General features: G+C 67.8%; 16 protein-coding genes and 1 tRNA gene. 9 read left to right on the top strand and 8 right to left on the bottom strand.

Annotated elements, in window-relative coordinates:
- Positions 1-117: 117 nt before the first annotated feature.
- The 8 genes from EES42_RS21575 to rpmH all read right to left on the bottom strand — a co-directional run bounded on the left by EES42_RS21575 (position 118) and on the right by rpmH (position 6093).
- Positions 118-1218 (bottom strand): ParB/RepB/Spo0J family partition protein, encoded by a 1101-nt coding sequence (locus EES42_RS21575; RefSeq protein ID WP_124719876.1) that lies wholly within the window; start codon positions 1216-1218, stop codon positions 118-120.
- Positions 1215-2291 (bottom strand): ParA family protein, encoded by a 1077-nt coding sequence (locus tag EES42_RS21570; RefSeq protein WP_124720173.1) that lies wholly within the window; start codon positions 2289-2291, stop codon positions 1215-1217. Before EES42_RS21570 ends, EES42_RS21575 begins: the two co-directional genes overlap by 4 nt.
- A gap of 301 nt (positions 2292-2592) precedes the next feature.
- Positions 2593-3309 carry a 16S rRNA (guanine(527)-N(7))-methyltransferase RsmG gene (gene rsmG, locus EES42_RS21565; RefSeq protein WP_124719875.1) on the bottom strand — a complete coding sequence of 239 codons (717 nt, stop codon included), beginning with the start codon at positions 3307-3309 and terminating at the stop codon, positions 2593-2595.
- 110 nt (positions 3310-3419) lie between these two features.
- Positions 3420-3929 carry a Jag family protein gene (locus EES42_RS21560; protein ID WP_124719874.1) on the bottom strand — a complete coding sequence of 170 codons (510 nt, stop codon included), beginning with the start codon at positions 3927-3929 and terminating at the stop codon, positions 3420-3422.
- 14 nt (positions 3930-3943) lie between these two features.
- Positions 3944-5206 carry a membrane protein insertase YidC gene (gene yidC, locus EES42_RS21555; RefSeq protein WP_124719873.1) on the bottom strand — a complete coding sequence of 421 codons (1263 nt, stop codon included), beginning with the start codon at positions 5204-5206 and terminating at the stop codon, positions 3944-3946.
- Positions 5207-5209: 3 nt separating this feature from the next.
- On the bottom strand, positions 5210-5569 hold the full coding sequence (gene yidD / locus EES42_RS21550) for a membrane protein insertion efficiency factor YidD (protein WP_124719872.1): 360 nt from the start codon (positions 5567-5569) through the stop codon (positions 5210-5212).
- Complete coding sequence (rnpA, locus tag EES42_RS21545) at positions 5566-5937, bottom strand: ribonuclease P protein component (protein WP_093895046.1); 372 nt, start codon at positions 5935-5937, stop codon at positions 5566-5568. Before rnpA ends, yidD begins: the two co-directional genes overlap by 4 nt.
- Before the next feature lie 18 nt (positions 5938-5955).
- Positions 5956-6093, bottom strand: coding sequence for a 50S ribosomal protein L34 (rpmH, locus tag EES42_RS21540; RefSeq protein WP_030930485.1), 138 nt, complete (start codon positions 6091-6093; stop codon positions 5956-5958).
- A 380-nt stretch (positions 6094-6473) separates the two neighbouring features.
- On the opposite strand from rpmH, the gene dnaA reads away from it, so the two are divergent.
- From dnaA to EES42_RS21490, 9 genes are all read left to right on the top strand, one after another.
- Positions 6474-8303, top strand: a complete 1830-nt coding sequence (gene dnaA, locus EES42_RS21535; protein ID WP_124719871.1) for a chromosomal replication initiator protein DnaA — start codon at positions 6474-6476, stop codon at positions 8301-8303.
- A 1107-nt stretch (positions 8304-9410) separates the two neighbouring features.
- Entirely contained in the window at positions 9411-10541 is a 1131-nt protein-coding gene (gene dnaN, locus EES42_RS21525; RefSeq protein WP_072487582.1) for a DNA polymerase III subunit beta, read from the top strand.
- A 181-nt stretch (positions 10542-10722) separates the two neighbouring features.
- Positions 10723-11601 (top strand): phosphogluconate dehydrogenase (NAD(+)-dependent, decarboxylating), encoded by an 879-nt coding sequence (gene gnd / locus EES42_RS21520; RefSeq protein ID WP_124719870.1) that lies wholly within the window; start codon positions 10723-10725, stop codon positions 11599-11601.
- A gap of 84 nt (positions 11602-11685) precedes the next feature.
- On the top strand, positions 11686-12816 hold the full coding sequence (recF, locus tag EES42_RS21515) for a DNA replication/repair protein RecF (RefSeq protein WP_124719869.1): 1131 nt from the start codon (positions 11686-11688) through the stop codon (positions 12814-12816).
- Entirely contained in the window at positions 12813-13385 is a 573-nt protein-coding gene (locus EES42_RS21510) for a DciA family protein (protein WP_124719868.1), read from the top strand. Before recF ends, EES42_RS21510 begins: the two co-directional genes overlap by 4 nt.
- Positions 13386-13798: 413 nt before the next feature.
- Complete coding sequence (gene gyrB, locus EES42_RS21505) at positions 13799-15904, top strand: DNA topoisomerase (ATP-hydrolyzing) subunit B (protein ID WP_124719867.1); 2106 nt, start codon at positions 13799-13801, stop codon at positions 15902-15904.
- Positions 15905-15950: 46 nt separating this feature from the next.
- Complete coding sequence (gene gyrA / locus EES42_RS21500; protein WP_124719866.1) at positions 15951-18572, top strand: DNA gyrase subunit A; 2622 nt, start codon at positions 15951-15953, stop codon at positions 18570-18572.
- Positions 18573-18665: 93 nt separating this feature from the next.
- Entirely contained in the window at positions 18666-19274 is a 609-nt protein-coding gene (locus EES42_RS21495) for a DUF3566 domain-containing protein (protein ID WP_124719865.1), read from the top strand.
- 71 nt (positions 19275-19345) lie between these two features.
- A tRNA-Ile gene (locus EES42_RS21490) sits at positions 19346-19422 on the top strand.
- Positions 19423-19447: the final 25 nt, after the last annotated feature.

Genomic DNA, 19447 nt, shown 5'->3' with positions numbered 1-19447 from the left:
ATACCAGAACGCATCGTATCCACCCAGGAATGAAGCCGACACCGAGAAAGAGCAAAGGGCGGGCTGTGTTCAGGTAACCACCGGAACACAGCCCGCCCGACAACCCCAGAGGCAGGGTCAGCCCTCGTCCTCCTCAGTGGATTCCTCGGACGGTGCCTGATCCAGCACACGCCCCTCGCCCGGTGCCAGGCTGCCGAGAATACGGTCCAGATCCTCCATCGATGCGAACTCGACGACGATCTTCCCCTTCTTCTGGCCGAGGTCGACCTTCACCCTGGTCTCGAAGCGGTCCGAGAGCCGGGTGGCGAGATCGGACAGGGCGGGTGACACCCGGCCGCCGGCCCGAGGCCCCCTGGCCTTGGCAGGGCTCGTGGGATTGGAACCCATGAGCCGCACGATCTCCTCGACCGCACGCACCGACAGCCCCTCGGCCACAATGCGATGGGCCAGCCGGTCTTGCTCCTCCGAGTCGTCCACGGACAGCAGAGCACGCGCATGACCGGCCGAAAGTACCCCGACCGCCACCCTCCGCTGTACCGGACCCGACAGCTTCAGCAGACGCAGCGTGTTGGACACCTGCGGCCGGGAACGCCCGATACGGTCGGCCAGCTCGTCGTGCGTGCACTCGAAGTCCTTGAGCAGCTGGTCGTACGCGGCTGCCTCCTCCAGCGGGTTCAGCTGAGCCCGGTGGAGGTTCTCCAGGAGCGCGTCCAGGAGCAGCTTCTCGTCGTCCGTGGCCCGGACGATAGCCGGAATCCGCTCCAGGCCCGCCTCGCTGCAGGCCCTCCAGCGCCGCTCGCCCATGATGAGCTCGTAGCGCTCCGGCTCCACCTCCCGCACGACGACGGGCTGGAGAAGGCCCACCTCCTTGATGGAGGTCACCAACTCCGCGAGCGCGTCCTCGTCGAACACATCACGGGGCTGGCGGGGGTTCGGAGTGATGTCGCCGATAGGAATCTCGGCGAAGTACGCCGCAGCAGGATCCACCGAATCGTTGGCCGCTCCGGACCCCGAGACCGGCGCGCTCGGCTCGGGCACGATCGGAGCACCCGTGCGAGCGGCCACCTTTGCCGCAGCCACCCCCCGCTCCGCCGTCAGTACAGGATTCGCCCCGGCAGAGGTCGATCCCATCCCCATGGACGGCACCTGCTTCTCCTGCGGAGCGGCGGGGATCAGGGCACCCAGCCCACGCCCCAACCCTCTTCGACGCTCGCTCACTGAATCCCCTCCGAAGTGCTCTGCTGGCTGTTCCCCATGCCCGTCCGGGCATGCTGGGGCTCGTAGTGGATCCCGACGCCCCGCAGGGCGATCTCACGCGCCGCTTCAAGGTACGAAAGCGACCCGCTGGAACCCGGGTCATAGGTCAACACGGTCTGCCCGTAGCTGGGCGCCTCCGAGATCCGCACGGATCGCGGAATGTTCGTCCGCAGCACCTCCTTGCCGAAGTGGCTGCGCACCTCCTCCGCGACCTGAGAAGCGAGCCTGGTCCTGCCGTCGTACATGGTGAGCAGGATCGTCGACACATGGAGATCGGGGTTGAGATGCCCCCGCACCAGGTCCACATTCCGCAGCAGTTGGCCCAGCCCTTCCAGCGCGTAGTACTCGCACTGGATGGGGATCAGCACCTCGGCCCCGGCGACCAGGGCATTGACCGTCAACAGACCGAGCGAAGGCGGGCAGTCGATGAGGATGTAGTCCAACGGCTGCTCATACGCCTGGATCGCCCGCTGCAGTCGACTCTCCCGCGCCACCAGCGACACCAGCTCGATCTCCGCACCGGCGAGATCGATGGTGGCGGGGGCGCAGAAGAGGCCTTCGACGTCCGGTACGGGCTGAACCACCTCGGAGAGCGGCCTGCTCTCCACCAGGACGTCATAGATGGAAGGGACTTCAGCATGGTGATCGATACCCAGAGCCGTAGAGGCATTCCCCTGCGGGTCGAGGTCGACCACCAGCACACGGGCGCCGTGAAGCGCGAGCGAGGCAGCAAGATTGACCGTCGTGGTCGTCTTGCCCACTCCGCCCTTCTGGTTGGCCACCACCATGACGCGCGTCCGGTCAGGACGGGGCAGGCCCTCGCCGGCGCGGCCAAGGGCCTCAACCGCCAGCTGGGCCGCGCGACCGATGGGTGTGTCGTCCATCGGCGGCGGTGTTTCACGTGAAACACCGTCCCCCGCCGATTCGGTTCGGGGACCGGGGACCGGATCGGTCATCGGTCCCGCGATGTTGGCGTCGGACCGCAAGGATTCACTCTCCTCGACTTCAGGCTCGCAATGAGCAGAGCCTGCCATGCTTTCGGGGTCGTGAACCAGCGAGGCCCGCTCTTCTGTGGATGAATCCACTTCTGTGGACAACTCCGTAGCCCTAACGGGCCTGCGATGCCGCGGCGCGGCAGCCGCGCGACCGCGGCTGATGATTCCATGCAGCAGAGAGCGACGTTTCACGTGAAACACGATGCCCCCGCAGCCTAGCCACGGGGGCACGACACTCCGTATGGGTGCATACAGCTACGTACCGGACCCACGACCGGCAGACGGCATGTACCGCACGCAACACTCGATCCCGCAGAGCGAAACGGAGTGAACGGTGACGTCAGCGACGACGCCTCGTACGGCTCGTCCTGGCGGCCTTGGCTCGCTTTGCGGCGAACCTCACACCGCCCGGACTCTCACCGACCACCACACGCACCACGGTGGACATCGGGTCGACCACGCCCTCCCCGACGTGCAGCACCTCGGTCTCCACCACTCCGAGCTTGCCCAGGGCCGCACGTGCCCCGGCGATCTCCTCCTCGGCGGTGTCCCCCTTGAGGGCCAGCATCTCCCCGTACGGACGCAGCAGCGGAACGCCCCAGCCGGCCAGCCGGTCCAGCGGTGCCACGGCCCGAGCGGTCACCACATGCACCGGCTGGAGCGAGCCCAGAACCTCCTCGGCCCGACCACGCACAACCGTCACATGGTCCAGGCCCAGCAGCTCCACCACTTCCTGGAGGAAATTCGTGCGCCGGAGCAGAGGCTCCAGCAAGGTGATCTTGAGGTCGGGGCGCACCAGCGCCAGGGGGATGCCAGGAAGGCCGGCCCCCGAACCCACATCGCAGACCGTGACGCCCTCGGGCACGACCTCGGAGAGCACCGCGCAGTTCAGCAGATGCCGCTCCCACAGCCGCGGCACCTCACGCGGGCCGATCAGCCCCCGCTTCACCCCGGCGTCCGCCAGCAGTTCCGCGTACCGGACAGCCTCCGGGAAGAACTCGCCGAAAACCGCCCGCGCCCCTTCGGGCGCCTGGGGAAGCTCTACTTCCTCCGTCACGGGAACCGTCCTTCCATACCGCACTACCGCACTGTGGGTGGCTGATCTATCAGGCTGACAAAGATCGGCCCCGCCTGAGAACAGACGGGGCCGACAGAACCAGGGTCCGGTCAGGCCGGGAGGACGACGACGAAGCGCTCCGGCTCCTCGCCCTCGGACTCGCTGCGCAGGCCGGCGGCCGCAACCGCGTCGTGCACGACCTTGCGCTCGAACGGCGTCATCGGGTCCAGCTTCACCGGCTCGCCGGTGCTCTTGACCTCATCCGCGGCCTTGGCACCCAGCTCGGCGAGCTCCGCCCGCTTCTTGGCCCGGAAGCCCGCGATGTCGAGCATCAGCCGGCTGCGGTCCCCGGTCTCCCGGTGAACGGCAAGCCGCGTCAGCTCCTGGAGCGCCTCCAGCACCTCACCGTCGCGGCCCACGAGCTTCTGCAGATCACGTGCCGAGTCGCTGATGATCGAGACCGCGGCCCGGTCCGCCTCGACATCCATGTCGATGTCGCCGTCGAGGTCGGCGATGTCGAGCAGACCCTCAAGGTAGTCCGCTGCGATCTCGCCCTCCTGCTCAAGGCGGGTCAAGGTGTCGCTGCCCTCAGCGGCCGTGGAGGTGGTGCCTTCCGTCACGGATGGACTCCTTCTTACTTCTTGGACGGGTGCTTGGGCCGCTGCGGGCCCTTGCGCTGTCCGGACTTGGCTTGGCGTGAGGAGCCGGACGCGGACTTGCCCGCCGGCTTGGACTTCTCGTCCTGTGCGGCATCCCGCTTCTGCAGGGAGGTCTTGGAACCCGATTCGCTGGAGTCGGCGTCCTTGGTCCCCGCCTGCGCGGTACCGGTCTGGCGCTGGGACTTGGTCTGGCGCTTGGGCTGCTGACGCCGCTGCGCGGCTCCGCCCTCGGCCTCGGCGGCAGCGGTGTCGCTCTTGATCACGGTGCCGTCCTCCTTGGCGGCGAGGCCCAGCTTGGCCAGCCCCGTGATGAACTTCCGCTCGATGTCATTGCGGTCCGGGCCCTTGGACACGATCCGCTTGACGGTGTTGCGCCGGGTCTTGCCGCGGACCTCGCCGTGAGTGGTGACACTCTTCAGCAGACGTCCCAGGTACTGGTCCTGCGCCTTGCTGCCCGGAGTCGGGTTCTGGTTGATCACGTACATCTGCTGACCCATGGTCCAGACGTTGGTGGTCAGCCAGTAGACGAGGACACCGACGGGGAAGTTGATGCCCATGACGGCGAAGATCACCGGGAAGATGTACATCAGCATCTTCTGCTGCTGCATGTACGGCGTCTTGACCGTCAGGTCGACGTTCTTCGTCATCAGCTGGCGCTGAGTGAAGAACTGCGACGCCGACATCATCACGATCATGATCGCGGTGACGACCCGGACGTCGGTCAGCGAGGCGCCGAGAGCCTGGACCTTCTCCTGGCTGTCCATGAACTTGGCAGCGAGCGGAGCACCGAAGATGTGTGCCTGACGGGCGCTGTCGAGCAGCGACTGGTCGATGACGCCGATCTTCTTGTTCGAGGCGATGGCCGACAGCACGTGGTACAGGGCGAAGAAGAACGGCGACTGCGCCAGGATGGGAAGGCACGAGGAGAGCGGGTTGGTACCCGTCTCCTTGTACAGCTTCATCATCTCTTCGGACTGACGCTGCTTGTCGCTCTTGTAGCGCTCCTGGATCGCCTTCATCTTCGGCTGGAGCACCTGCATATTGCGGGTCGACTTGATCTGCTTCACGAAAAGCGGGATCAGGCAGATCCGGATCAGCACCACCAGCGACACGATGGACAGGCCCCAGGCCCAGCCGGTGTCAGGGCCGAAGATCGCCCCGTACATCGAGTGGAACTGGACGATGACCCATGAGACGGGCCAGGTGATGAAGCTGAACAGACTGGCAATCGTGTCCACTAATCAGGCTCCTTGAGCATTGGGCGAAGTCTCTGCGGCCTGGCTCGGGGATTCGGAGACCGATCCCCGGACAGGCACATCAGCGGCGGAGTCCCCGCCCTTGCCACCGCGCATGGCATTACGCAGCAGTTCATGCCAACGCGGACGTTTGCGTGGTGGAACATGGTCCACGCCGCCGGGTGACCACGGATTGCACCGAAGGATGCGCCAGGCCGTCAGCGCGGTTCCCTTGATCGCTCCGTGCCGGTCGATCGCCGTATATCCATAGTGGGAACACGACGGGTAGTAACGGCAGACAGGCCCGAGAAGTGGGCTGATCGTCCACTGATACAGCTTGATAAGAGCCAGCAGCGGGTACTTCATCGCGCGCCCCCTCCCAGCAGCCGCTGCAAAGCGGCGTCCAGGTCTCGGGCCAGCTGTTCATGGTCGGCGTCGCCCGCTCCGGGCAGCGCTCGTACGACAACCAGGCTACCGGGGGGCAGCAGGGCAAGCCGTTCGCGGACCAGGTGGCGAAGCCTGCGCTTCACCGCTGTGCGCACAACCGCTCCACCCACTGCTTTGCTGACAACGAAACCCGCACGCGGCGGGGGAGCATTCTCCCCAGTCACGTGCGGGTCCGTTGCACCGCTGCGTAGATGAACGACGAGTAGCGGGCGGCCGGCCCGGCGTCCTCGGCGTACTGCGGTCGCGAAGTCCTCGCGCCGCCTCAGCCGATTCTCGGTAGGCAGCACGTCATGACCTGTAGGCGATCAGGCGGACAGGTTGGCGCGACCCTTGCCACGGCGGGACGCGAGAATCGCGCGGCCGGCACGGGTGCGCATACGCAGCCGGAAGCCGTGGGTCTTCGCGCGGCGGCGGTTGTTCGGCTGGAAGGTGCGCTTGCTCACTAGGGGGCTCCAGAAATGACTCGTGTGTTGGCGGGACATCGCCTGGCTGTCACCGTGCGCCCACGAGAGACTCGCGTAAACGCTCTAGTGCACCGCTTCACGATCACAGATCGTGATCTTTGCCCATCGGAGGCAGGCGGCAGCAGCCATCGACAACTCGACCTGGTCACGGTACGCGCGGCTACGCCATCCGGTCAAACCGGCTCCACAGCACCCCCCACTGTGCACAGGCTGTGGACAACAACTTGAACCACGCGGGTCGCCCTGACTACCGTGGCTGAGCTCCGGTTCTTTTCTTACTGCCTGCCGGTCCTCACCCGTCCCGACCCATCCCGTCCCGAGAACCACACATTCGTGGGACCAGCGAGAGAGCGTGCCCTGTGGCTGACGTACCTGCCGATCTTGCCGCAGTGTGGCCGCGAGTGCTGGAGCAACTCCTCGGGGAGGGCCAGCAGGGGATCGAGCCGAAGGACAAACAGTGGATCGAGCGCTGCCAGCCGCTCGCCCTGGTCGCCGACACGGCGCTGCTCGCAGTACCCAATGAATGGGGCAAGCGCGTCCTGGAGGGCCGGCTCGCGCCGCTCATCAGCGAGACGCTGAGCCGCGAATGCGGCCGCCCGATCCGCATCGCGATCACCGTCGACGACTCCGCGGGCGAGCCGCCGAGCCCGCCCGCGCCTCCGATGCACCAGTCCCAGCAACCTCAGCAGCACCGCTACCAGGGACCGCAGCACGACGAACGGCAGCACAACGACGCGTACGACGGGTACGGACACCGGCCCTCCGACGACGGCATGCCGACCGCTCGGCCGGCCTACCCCGACTACCAGCAGCAGCGCCCCGAACCCGGCGCGTGGCCGCGCACCCAGGAGGATCTCTCCTGGCAGCAGCCCCGGCTCGGCGGATTCCAGGACCGCGAGGCTCCCGCGGAGCAGTGGCGCGAGCCGTACGCCGGCGGCCGCCAGCAACCGCAGCACGCCTATCGGCCGCAGCCGCCCGAGCGCCAGGGTTACGAGCAGCAGCGCCCCGAGCACCACGACATGCAGGAGCCCCAGCACCAGCACCAGCACCAGCACCAGCCCCAGCACCGGCAGGGCGGCGCCGGCACCGGACGGCCCGGCGGCGCCACCGGGCCGATGGGCTCGCAGCCCACTCCCACGCCCGGCCCCGGCGAGCCGGCGGCCCGGCTGAATCCGAAGTACCTCTTCGACACCTTCGTCATCGGCGCGTCCAACCGGTTCGCGCACGCGGCTGCGGTCGCGGTCGCCGAAGCCCCCGCCAAGGCCTACAACCCGCTCTTCATCTACGGGGAGTCCGGGCTCGGCAAGACCCACCTGCTGCACGCCATCGGGCACTACGCCCGCAGCCTCTACCCGGGCACCCGGGTGCGGTACGTGAGCTCCGAGGAGTTCACCAACGAGTTCATCAACTCGATCCGCGACGGCAAGGGCGACACCTTCCGCAAGCGGTACCGGGACGTGGACATCCTGCTCGTCGACGACATCCAGTTCCTGGCGAGCAAGGAGTCGACGCAGGAGGAGTTCTTCCACACCTTCAATACGCTCCACAACGCGAACAAGCAGATCGTGCTGTCCTCCGACCGGCCGCCCAAGCAGCTGGTGACCCTGGAGGACCGGTTGCGGAACCGTTTCGAGTGGGGCCTGACCACCGATGTGCAGCCGCCGGAACTGGAGACGCGGATCGCGATCCTCCGTAAGAAGGCGGTGCAGGAGCAGCTCAACGCCCCGCCGGAGGTGCTGGAGTTCATCGCCTCCCGGATCTCCCGGAACATCAGGGAGCTGGAGGGGGCGCTGATCCGGGTCACGGCCTTCGCCAGTCTCAACCGGCAGCCGGTGGACCTCGGACTGACCGAGCACGTGCTGAAGGACCTGATCCCGGGAGGCGAGGACTCGGCCCCGGAGATCACTGCGACGGCCATCATGGCCTCGACCGCGGACTACTTCGGTCTCACGGTGGACGATCTCTGCGGTACCTCGCGCAGCCGGGTGCTGGTGACGGCCCGCCAGATCGCCATGTACCTCTGCCGGGAGCTCACCGATCTCTCGCTGCCCAAGATCGGTGCGCAGTTCGGCGGCCGCGACCATACGACGGTGATGCACGCGGACCGGAAGATCCGCGCGCTGATGGCGGAGCGGCGCTCCATCTACAACCAGGTCACCGAGCTCACCAACCGCATCAAGAACGGCTGACGCACCGCCGCCGGCGGACGCGCCGCACGCGCCGACAGGGCGCCCGAGCAATCCTCAACAGGGTTCATCGGGCGCCCTTTTCGTTGTCCGGAGGACGCCCGGCAGCGGGCCCGAGCCGGCTCAGGCCCGGTCCGGGGCGGGTCCTGAGCCGGCCACGAGCCGGCCACGAGCCGGGCCTGAGCCGGGCCTGAGCCGGGCCTGAACCCGGGCCCGAGACCTCCTGAGCGCTCCCTGAACGGCTCCTGAACGCTTCCTCGGAGCCGTCCGCAGCCGCCCCAGAACCCGATCCGAGACCCGCCCCCGACCCGCTGCCGCCGTTCCAGCGCCGCCGCGGTGTTCGAATACCTGCCGCTGACCGCCTGTTCTCCACAGATCTGGGGAGTTTTCTCCCTCCACAGCCTGGGGATCCGGAAGTTGTCCATATTGCTTCCACAGGGGCGACTGCCGATACTCCATCAGGCCAGGTCAAGGGGTTGGGGATTTGTGGTCAACAATGATCCACAGCCTGTGGACAAAATATTCGTCCACAGGGCGTGGATGAAGTTGTCCACCGGCGACCCACAGGCCGAGCCGTCTTGTCCCCAGCTTCCCGCCGCTTCTCCACACCTCTGTCCACTGTTCGGCAACGCGGCACCGCCTTTCACCGCGCCGAGTGAAAGGCGTCACACCAGGAGGGTCGGTTGGGCTGTGGGGAACCTGGGTAAAGCTGGGGACAGCCCTGGGGAGAAACCCCCCTGGCCTGTGCATCGGGTGTGCAGAACTTTCCTGTGTCCACAGAAGCACCGTGTTGTCCACCGGTGCCGCCCACAGGGGCAGTGGATAAAAAACAGGACCTGACCTGCGGAAACGACGTTATCCACGGTTTCCACAGGCCCTACTACTACTGCCACATAGAGTTAGCCCGGAATCCGCTTCGAAGTGGGGCCTGTGCACAACTCGGCGCCGGAGCTCTCCGAACCTCTTGTCGCGACTTGACCCCGAGCAGCACCGAGTGTCGGTGCCGTACGTCAGACTGGTCCCCGGCGTCCTCGCTGCCTCGGCGGCAAAGGACGCGATCAGACGACGAAGGCCAGCAGGGCGAGCGAGCAACAGCAGGAGGCGGTTCCGGTGAAGATCCGGGTGGAGCGCGATGTACTCGCGGAGGCTGTGGCCTGGGTGGCCCGTAGCCTCCCGGCCCGTCCGCCGGCGCCCGTTCTTGCGGGCCTTCTGCTGAAGGCTGAGGACGGCGCCCTCAGCTTCTCCAGCTTCGACTACGAGGTCTCGGCCCGGGTCTCGGTGGACGCCGAGGTCGAGGAGGACGGCACGGTGCTGGTCTCCGGCCGGCTCCTCGCCGACATCTGCCGCGCCCTCCCCAACCGCCCGGTGGAGATTTCCACAGACGGTGTACGGGCGACCGTGGTCTGCGGCTCCTCGCGATTCACACTCCACACCCTTCCTGTGGAGGAGTACCCGGCACTCCCCGAGATGCCGACCGCCACCGGCACGGTCCCCGGCGAGGTCTTCGCCTCGGCCGCCGCCCAGGTCGCCATCGCCGCGGGCCGCGACGACACGCTGCCGGTGCTGACCGGTGTGCGGATCGAGATCGAGGGCGACACCGTCACCCTGGCCTCGACCGACCGCTACCGCTTCGCGGTCCGAGAGTTCCTCTGGAAGCCGGAGAACCCGGACGCCTCCGCGGTCGCCCTGGTGCCCGCCAAGACGCTGCTGGACACCGCCAAGGCCCTGACCAGCGGTGACACGGTCACCCTGGCGCTGTCCGGCTCTGGTGCCGGTGAGGGTCTGATCGGTTTCGAGGGCGCCGGCCGGCGTACGACCACGCGGCTGCTCGAAGGCGATCTGCCGAAGTACCGCACGCTCTTCCCCACCGAGTTCAACTCGGTCGCGGTCATCGAGACGGCACCGTTCGTCGAGGCCGTCAAGCGCGTGGCCCTCGTCGCCGAGCGGAACACCCCGGTGCGGCTCAGCTTCGAGCAGGGCGTGCTGATCCTGGAGGCCGGTTCCAGCGACGACGCACAGGCTGTGGAGCGGGTCGACGCGGTGCTGGAGGGTGACGACATCTCGATCGCCTTCAACCCGACCTTCCTGCTGGACGGGCTGAGCGCGATCGACTCCCCGGTCGCCCAGCTCTCGTTCACGACGTCCACCAAGCCCGCGCTGCTCAGCGGTCGCCCTGCTGTGGACGCCGAGGCGGACGACGCGTACAAGTACCTGATCATGCCGGTCCGCCTCTCCGGCTGATCCGCCTCCCAGGCTGATCCGCTTCTCCGGCCGATCCGGCTTATCGGCCGATCCGGCATCGGTCCCGTCACGGCGGTTCCCGACGGGCACGCTCGGTGACGAGCATGCCCGTCGGTCCGTCCCCGGCCGGGCGTAGGCTCGTCCTCGGGTACGAATCGGCACAACGCTTAAGGAATCTCTGATGGAGCTCGGTCTCGTCGGCCTCGGCAAGATGGGCGGCAACATGCGCGAGCGCATCCGCCGCGCAGGCCACACCGTCATCGGTTACGACCGCAACCCGGACGTCTCCGATGTCCACAGCCTCGAAGAGCTTGTGGGCAAGCTGAAGGGTCCCCGGGTCGTCTGGGTGATGGTTCCGGCCGGCGCCCCGACCCAGGCCACCATCGACGAGCTCGCCGGTCTTCTCTCGCCCGGCGACATCGTCGTGGACGGCGGGAACTCCCGCTGGACCGACGACGAGAAGCACGCGGTCGAGCTGGGCATCAAGGGCATCGGCTTCGTCGACTGCGGCGTCTCCGGCGGCGTCTGGGGCCTGGAGAACGGCTACGCGCTGATGTACGGCGGCGACGCCGAGAACGTGGCGAAGGTCCAGCCGGTCTTCGACGCGCTGAAGCCCGAGGGCGACTTCGGCTCCGTCCACGCGGGCAAGGTCGGCGCCGGCCACTTCGCGAAGATGGTCCACAACGGCATCGAGTACGCCATGATGCAGGCCTACGCCGAGGGCTGGGAGCTCCTGGAGAAGGTCGACTCCGTCACCGATGTGCGCGAGGTCTTCCGCTCCTGGCAGGAGGGCACGGTCATCCGTTCCTGGCTGCTCGACCTGGCGGTCAACGCGCTGGACGACGACGAGCACCTCGACAAGCTGCGCGGCTTCGCCGCCGACTCCGGCGAGGGCCGGTGGACGGTGGAGGCCGCGATCGACAACGCGGTGCCGCTGCCCGCGATCACCGCGTCGCTCTTCGCGCGTTTCGCCTCGCGCCAGGAGGACTCCCCGCAGATGAAGATGATCGCCGCGCTGCGCAACCAGTTCGGTGGCCACGCGGTCGAGAACAAGAAGTAACGCAACGGGAAGCGGGCCGGGCCACGGCGGCCGGTCCGCTCCACGAAGCACGGAGCAGGAAGCCGGGAAGGTCGGCGTACACCCATGCATGTCACGCATCTCTCGCTGGCCGACTTCCGCTCGTACGCCCGGGTCGAGGTACCTCTCGAACCGGGCGTCACCGCTTTCGTGGGGGCCAACGGCCAGGGCAAGACGAATCTGGTCGAGGCGGTCGGCTATCTCGCGACGCTCGGCAGCCACCGGGTCTCCTCCGACGCGCCGCTGGTGCGGATGGGCGCCGACCGGGCCGTGATCCGTGCCGCCGTGACGCAGGGGGAGCGTTCGCAGCTGATCGAGCTGGAGCTCAATCCGGGCAAGGCCAACCGGGCACGTATCAATAGATCGTCGCAGGTCAGGCCCCGTGACGTGCTGGGGATAGTACGTACGGTGCTGTTCGCGCCGGAGGATCTGGCGCTGGTCAAGGGCGACCCCGGGGAGCGCCGGCGCTTCCTCGACGAGCTGATCACGGCCCGTTCGCCGCGGATGGCCGGGGTGCGCTCGGACTACGAGCGGGTGCTGAAGCAGCGCAACACCCTGCTGAAGTCGGCGGCGATGGCGCGCCGGCACGGCGGCCGGTCGATGGACCTGTCCACGCTCGACGTGTGGGACCAGCACCTGGGCCGGGTGGGCGCGGAGCTGCTGGCGCAGCGGCTGGATCTGATCGCCACCCTTCAGCCGCTGGCGGACAAGGCGTACGCGGATGTCGCGCCGGGCGGCGGCCCGCTGGCGCTGGAGTACCGCAGCTCGGTCGGGGCGGGCGTGGAGTCCGCGCGTACCCGTGAGGACCTGTACGAGCAGCTGATCGCCGCCCTGGTGGAGGTCCGCAAGCAGGAGATCGAGCGGGGCGTGACGCTGGTCGGGCCGCACCGCGACGATCTGCTGCTGGGGCTGCGGGGCATGCCGGCCAAGGGGTACGCGAGCCATGGCGAGTCCTGGTCGTACGCGCTGGCGTTGCGGCTGGCCTCGTACGATCTGCTGCGCAGCGAGGGCAACGAGCCGGTGCTGGTGCTGGACGACGTCTTCGCGGAGCTGGACTCCCGGCGCCGGGAGCGGCTGGCGGAGCTGGTGGCCCCGGGTGAGCAGGTACTCGTGACGGCCGCGGTGGACGACGACGTTCCGGGCGTGCTGGCGGGGACCCGGTTCGCGGTGTCCGCGGGTGAGGTGGAGCGGCTGTGAGCGGCCGCGGCGACGGAGCCGGGGAGCCGGGCCGGGAGCGTGCAGGCGAGGGCAGGGCGCCGGAGCCCTCGGGCGTCGATCTGGCGCGGGTCGCCCTGCGCGCGGCGAAGGAGCAGGCGCGGGCGCGCGGCGCCGCCGCGCAGCAGAAGAAGCAGGCCCGGCGGGGCGGCGGACTGCGGTCGGGCGCGCGGGCCGACGGGCGTGACCCGCTGCCGCTGGGCTCCGCGATCAACCGGCTGATCACCGAGCGCGGCTGGGAGACCCCGGCGGCGGTGGGCGGGGTCATGGGGCGCTGGCCGCAGATCGTGGGTGAAGATCTGGCCAAACATTGTGTGCCTTTGAAGTACGACGAGGACCCGGACGAGCGGGTGCTGACGGTGCAGTGCGACTCGACGGCGTGGGCGACGCAGCTGCGCCTGCTGGCGCCCCAGCTGGTGGCCCGGCTGAACGCGGACCTCGGGCAGGGCACGGTCCGGCTGATCAAGGTGCTGGGGCCCGGCGGCCCGCAGCGCAGGTTCGGTCCGCTGCGCGCGCCCGGAAGCACCGGCCCCGGCGACACATACGGCTGACCTGCGCTTTTCTCATGACTGACCGGTGTCCGGGCTGTTCCCGGGCGTTGCGCGGTCCCCCTTCCCGGCTCCGCCGCGGCTCTGTGCTGTCCGCCCGGGGCGCTTGTCCGCCGGGTCCGTGTTGTGCGGGTCTGTGGTGGTTGCGGCCACGCGGTGAGATTGGGGTGTCCCTCACGGTAGCGAGAGGTTGACAGGCCGAAGCGCTCAAGGCCTGTGTGAGCCTCCTGAGGGCCCTCCCTGAATATGGGGAGTCGTCAGCCGCTCATTCAGGGCGGCACATGCGTACTCAGGTACCGGCAAACCCCCATTCATGTCGGCGCTACCGGTAGACTGGTGAACAATCCCGTGTCTTGCGGGAGTCGTCGATACAAGCCGAACGACGCAGCCGCTCCCGTTTGCCCGGAGAACGGCCTGTGCTGTGCCAGAAAGGGCGCTTCGTGGCCGATTCCGGCAACCCCAACGAGAACATTCCGTCCACACCCGGTGAGAGCGCCGAGGCTGTCGCTGCGGGCGAGTCCGCGGGCGCGGGCGAGGTCACGGCCTCGTACGACGCCAGCGCGATCACCGTCCTCGAGGGTCTGGACGCGGTCCGCAAGCGACCTGGCATGTACATCGGTTCCACCGGTGAGCGCGGCCTCCACCACCTTGTGTACGAGGTCGTCGACAACTCGGTCGACGAGGCGCTGGCAGGGCACGCGGACACGATCGACGTCACGGTCCTCGCCGACGGCGGGGTCCGCGTGATCGACAACGGCCGAGGCATCCCGGTCGGCATCGTGCCGTCGGAGAAGAAGCCCGCGGTCGAGGTCGTGCTGACGGTGCTGCACGCCGGCGGCAAGTTCGGCGGCGGCGGCTACGCCGTCTCCGGCGGTCTGCACGGTGTCGGTGTCTCCGTGGTCAACGCGCTGTCCTCGCGGGTCTCGGTCGAGGTCCGGACGGACGGTTACCGCTGGACCCAGGACTACAAGCTCGGTGTGCCCACCGCTCCGCTGGCCCGCAACGAGGCCACCGAGGAGACGGGGACGTCCGTCACCTTCTGGGCCGACGGGGACATCTTCGAGACGACCGAGTACTCCTTCGAGACCCTGTCGCGCCGCTTCCAGGAGATGGCGTTCCTCAACAAGGGCCTGACGATCAAGCTCACCGACGAGCGCGAGTCGGCGAAGGCGACGCTGGGCGCGGACGTCGCCGAGGTGGCCGAGGCCGGCGAGGCGGAGCAGGCCCGCACGGTCACGTACCACTACGAGGGCGGCATCGTCGACTTCGTGAAGTACCTGAACTCCCGCAAGGGCGATGTCATCCACCAGTCGGTGATCGACATCGAGGCCGAGGACAAGGAGCGTCTCCTCTCGGCCGAGATCGCCATGCAGTGGAACACGCAGTACAGCGAGGGTGTCTACTCCTTCGCGAACACGATCCACACGCATGAGGGCGGTACCCACGAGGAGGGCTTCCGCGCCGCGCTGACCACGCTGGTCAACAAGTACGCGCGCGAGAAGAAGCTGCTGCGCGAGAAGGACGACAACCTCACGGGTGACGACATCCGCGAGGGTCTGACGGCGATCATCTCGGTGAAGCTGGGCGAGCCGCAGTTCGAGGGCCAGACGAAGACCAAGCTGGGCAACACGGAGGCCAAGACCTTCGTCCAGAAGGTCGTCCACGAGCAGCTCACGGACTGGTTCGACCGCAATCCCAACGAGGCGGCCGACATCATCCGCAAGGGCATCGCGGCGGCCACGGCCCGCGTCGCGGCCCGCAAGGCGCGCGATCTGACCCGCCGCAAGGGGCTCCTGGAGAGCGCCTCGCTGCCGGGCAAGCTGAGCGACTGCCAGTCCAACGACCCGACGAAGTGCGAGATCTTCATCGTCGAGGGTGACTCCGCCGGTGGTTCGGCGAAGTCCGGCCGTAATCCGATGTACCAGGCGATCCTGCCGATCCGCGGCAAGATCCTGAACGTCGAGAAGGCCCGGGTCGACAAGATCCTGCAGAACACCGAGGTCCAGGCGCTGATCTCGGCCTTCGGTACCGGAGTCCACGAGGACTTCGACATCGAGAAGCTGCGCTATCACAAGATCATCCTGATGGCGGACGCCGACGTCGACGGTCAGCACATCAACACCCTGCTGCTGACGTTCCTCTTCCGCTTCATGCGTCCGCTGGTCGAGGCCGGGCACGTGTACCTCTCCCGCCCGCCGCTCTACAAGATCAAGTGGGGCCGGGACGACTTCGAGTACGCGTACTCGGACCGGGAGCGCGACGCCCTGGTCCAGCTGGGCAAGCAGAACGGCAAGCGGATCAAGGAAGACTCGATCCAGCGCTTCAAGGGTCTCGGTGAGATGAACGCCGAGGAGCTGCGCGTCACCACCATGGACATCGACCACCGGGTTCTCGGCCAGGTCACGCTGGACGACGCGGCGCAGGCCGACGACCTCTTCTCGGTGCTGATGGGCGAGGACGTCGAGGCGCGGCGCTCGTTCATCCAGCGCAACGCCAAGGACGTCCGCTTCCTCGACATCTGAGTCGGCCGTACCAGCAAGCCGCCGCCCGAAAGGACTTTGACCAGCAATGGCCGACGAGAACACCCCTGTGACACCTGAAGAGGAGCCCGCCGCCGCGGTGGGCATGCGTGTCGAGCCCGTGGGGCTCGAAACGGAGATGCAGCGTTCCTACCTCGACTACGCGATGTCCGTCATCGTCTCGCGTGCGCTGCCGGACGTACGGGACGGCCTCAAGCCCGTCCACCGCCGGGTGCTGTACGCGATGTACGACGGCGGCTACCGGCCCGAGAAGGGCTTCTACAAGTGCGCCCGTGTCGTCGGTGACGTCATGGGTACGTACCACCCGCACGGTGACTCGTCGATCTACGACGCCCTGGTGCGTCTGGCGCAGCCGTGGTCGATGCGCATGCCGCTGGTGGACTCCAACGGCAACTTCGGTTCCCCGGGCAACGACCCGGCCGCCGCCATGCGGTACACCGAGTGCAAGATGATGCCGCTGTCCATGGAGATGGTCCGGGACATCGACGAGGAGACCGTCGACTTCCAGGACAACTACGACGGCCGCAACCAGGAGCCGACGGTTCTGCCGGCGCGGTTCCCGAACCTGCTGGTCAACGGTTCGGCGGGGATCGCGGTCGGCATGGCGACCAACATCCCGCCGCACAACCTGCGCGAGGTCGCGGCCGGTGCGCAGTGGTACCTGGAGCACCCGGAGGCCTCGCAGGAGGAGCTCCTGGAGGCGCTGATCGAGCGGATCAAGGGCCCGGACTTCCCGACCGGCGCGCTCGTCGTGGGCCGCAAGGGCATCGAGGAGGCGTACCGCACCGGCCGTGGCTCGATCACGATGCGCGCGGTCGTCGCGGTCGAGGAGATCCAGAACCGGCAGTGCCTGGTCGTCACGGAGCTTCCGTACCAGACCAACCCCGACAACCTCGCGCAGAAGATCGCCGACCTGGTGAAGGACGGCAAGGTCGGCGGGATCGCGGACGTCCGTGACGAGACGTCGTCGCGTACCGGGCAGCGCCTGGTCGTCGTGCTGAAGCGGGACGCGGTCGCCAAGGTCGTACTGAACAACCTGTACAAGCACACCGACCTGCAGTCGAACTTCGGCGCCAACATGCTGGCGCTGGTCGACGGGGTGCCGCGCACGCTGTCGATCGACGCGTTCATCCGCCACTGGGTGACGCACCAGATCGAGGTCATCGTCCGGCGTACGAAGTTCCGGCTGCGCAAGGCGGAGGAGCGGGCGCACATCCTGCGCGGTCTGCTCAAGGCGCTGGACGCGATCGACGAGGTCATCGCGCTCATCCGGCGCAGTCAGACGGTCGAGGTGGCGCGCGAGGGCCTGATGGGCCTGCTGGAGATCGACGAGATCCAGGCGAACGCCATCCTGGAGATGCAGCTGCGCCGGCTGGCCGCGCTGGAGCACCAGAAGATCACCGCCGAGCACGACGAGCTCCAGGCGAAGATCAACGAGTACAACGCGATCCTGGTGTCGCCCGAGCGGCAGCGGAAGATCGTCAGCGAGGAGCTGGCGGCGATCGTCGAGAAGTTCGGCGACGACCGGCGTTCCAAGCTGGTGCCCTTCGACGGTGACATGTCCATCGAGGACCTGATCGCCGAGGAGGACATCGTCGTCACGATCTCGCGCGGCGGCTATGTGAAGCGCACCAAGACGGACGACTACCGCTCGCAGAAGCGCGGCGGCAAGGGCGTGCGCGGCACGAAGCTCAAGGAAGACGACATCGTCGACCACTTCTTCGTGTCGACGACGCACCACTGGCTGCTGTTCTTCACGAACAAGGGCCGGGTGTACCGGGCGAAGGCGTACGAGCTCCCGGACGCCGGCCGCGACGCCCGCGGTCAGCACGTCGCCAACCTGCTGGCCTTCCAGCCGGACGAGCAGATCGCGCAGATCCTGGCGATCCGCGACTACGAGGCCGCGCCCTATCTGATCCTGGCCACGAAGGGCGGTCTGGTGAAGAAGACCGCGCTGAAGGACTACGACTCGCCGCGTTCCGGTGGTGTCATCGCGATCAACCTCCGGGAGACGGCCGACGGCTCGGACGACGAGCTGATCGGCGCGGAGCTGGTTTCGGCCGAGGACGACCTGCTGCTCATCAGCAAGAAGGCCCAGTCGATCAGGTTCACCGCGACGGACGATGCGCTGCGCCCGATGGGCCGTGCGACCTCGGGTGTCAAGGGCATGAGTTTCCGCGAGGGCGACGAACTGCTCTCGATGAATGTTGTCCGGCCGGGTACGTTCGTGTTCACTGCCACCGACGGTGGGTACGCGAAGCGGACCCCCGTCGACGAGTACCGGGTTCAGGGCCGTGGCGGTCTGGGCATCAAGGCTGCCAAGATCGTCGAGGACCGGGGCTCGCTGGTCGGCGCGCTGGTGGTCGAGGAGACGGACGAGATCCTCGCCATCACGCTCGGCGGTGGTGTGATTCGTACGCGAGTCAATGAAGTCAGGGAGACGGGCCGTGACACCATGGGCGTCCAACTGATCAATCTGGGCAAGCGCGATGCCGTCGTCGGTATTGCCCGTAACGCCGAAGCCGGTCGTGAGGCCGAAGAGGTCGAGGGGTCCGAGGACTCCGAGGCCGCTGCGGCGGAGGGTGCCGAGAGCACGGTCGAGGGCAATGTCGAAGGCACGTCGCCTTCGGCCGGGGAGCACGAGGAGTAGAGCGTGAGCAGAGCCACGGGCGCCGGTTCGGCCGCTTCCGGAGCAGGAGCGAACGGTGCCCGTGGCCCTGCCACGGACTCCCAAGGGGGCATTGTGACGGATACCCGGGGGCCTCAGCCCCAGTACGAGGGCTATGCGACCGGGCCGTTGCCGGGTGAGCGTGAGCCCGCGCCGGGGCAGGCGAGCGGGCCGTACCACCCGCCGCAGGCATACCCCTCGCCCGCGGGCGGGACCCAGGGCGGCCGGCCGCAGGGCACACAGGGTGGTGCGCAGGGCGTCGGCGCCGCGCAGGCGGCCCGGCGGCCGCGGACGGGGGCGCGGACGACCCCGCGTACCCGCAAGGCGCGGCTGCGGGTGGCCAAGGCCGATCCGTGGTCGGTGATGAAGGTCAGCTTCCTGCTCTCCATCGCGCTCGGCATCTGCACCGTGGTGGCGTCCGCGGTGCTGTGGATGGTGATGGACGCGATGGGCGTCTTCTCCACCGTGGGCGGCACGATCAGCGAGGCCACCGGTTCGAACGAGGGCAACGGCTTCGATCTCCAGTCGTTCCTGTCGCTGCCGAGGGTGCTCATCTTCACCTCGGTCATCGCGGTCATCGACGTGGTCCTGGCGACCGCGCTGGCGACGCTGGGCTCCTTCATCTACAACTTGTCGGCCGGTTTCGTGGGCGGTATCGAGCTCACGCTGGCCGAGGACGAGTAGGGCGCCCGGTATCGATTTTGGGACTGGCCCCGACGTGCGCTAATCTTCAGAAGTCAGCGCAGCAGCGCGGCGGGGCTATAGCTCAGTTGGTTAGAGCGCATCCCTGATAAGGATGAGGCCACAGGTTCAAATCCTGTTAGCCCCACCAGCACGAAGGCCCCTCACCGGAAACG

Origin of the sequence: Streptomyces sp. ADI95-17 (assembly GCF_003846175.1) — a bacterium.
In the GTDB taxonomy this organism is placed as follows: Bacteria; Actinomycetota; Actinomycetes; order Streptomycetales; family Streptomycetaceae; genus Streptomyces; species Streptomyces sanglieri.
Note: the sequence above shows the minus strand (reverse complement) of the source record. Positions and strands in the feature narration are given on the sequence as shown.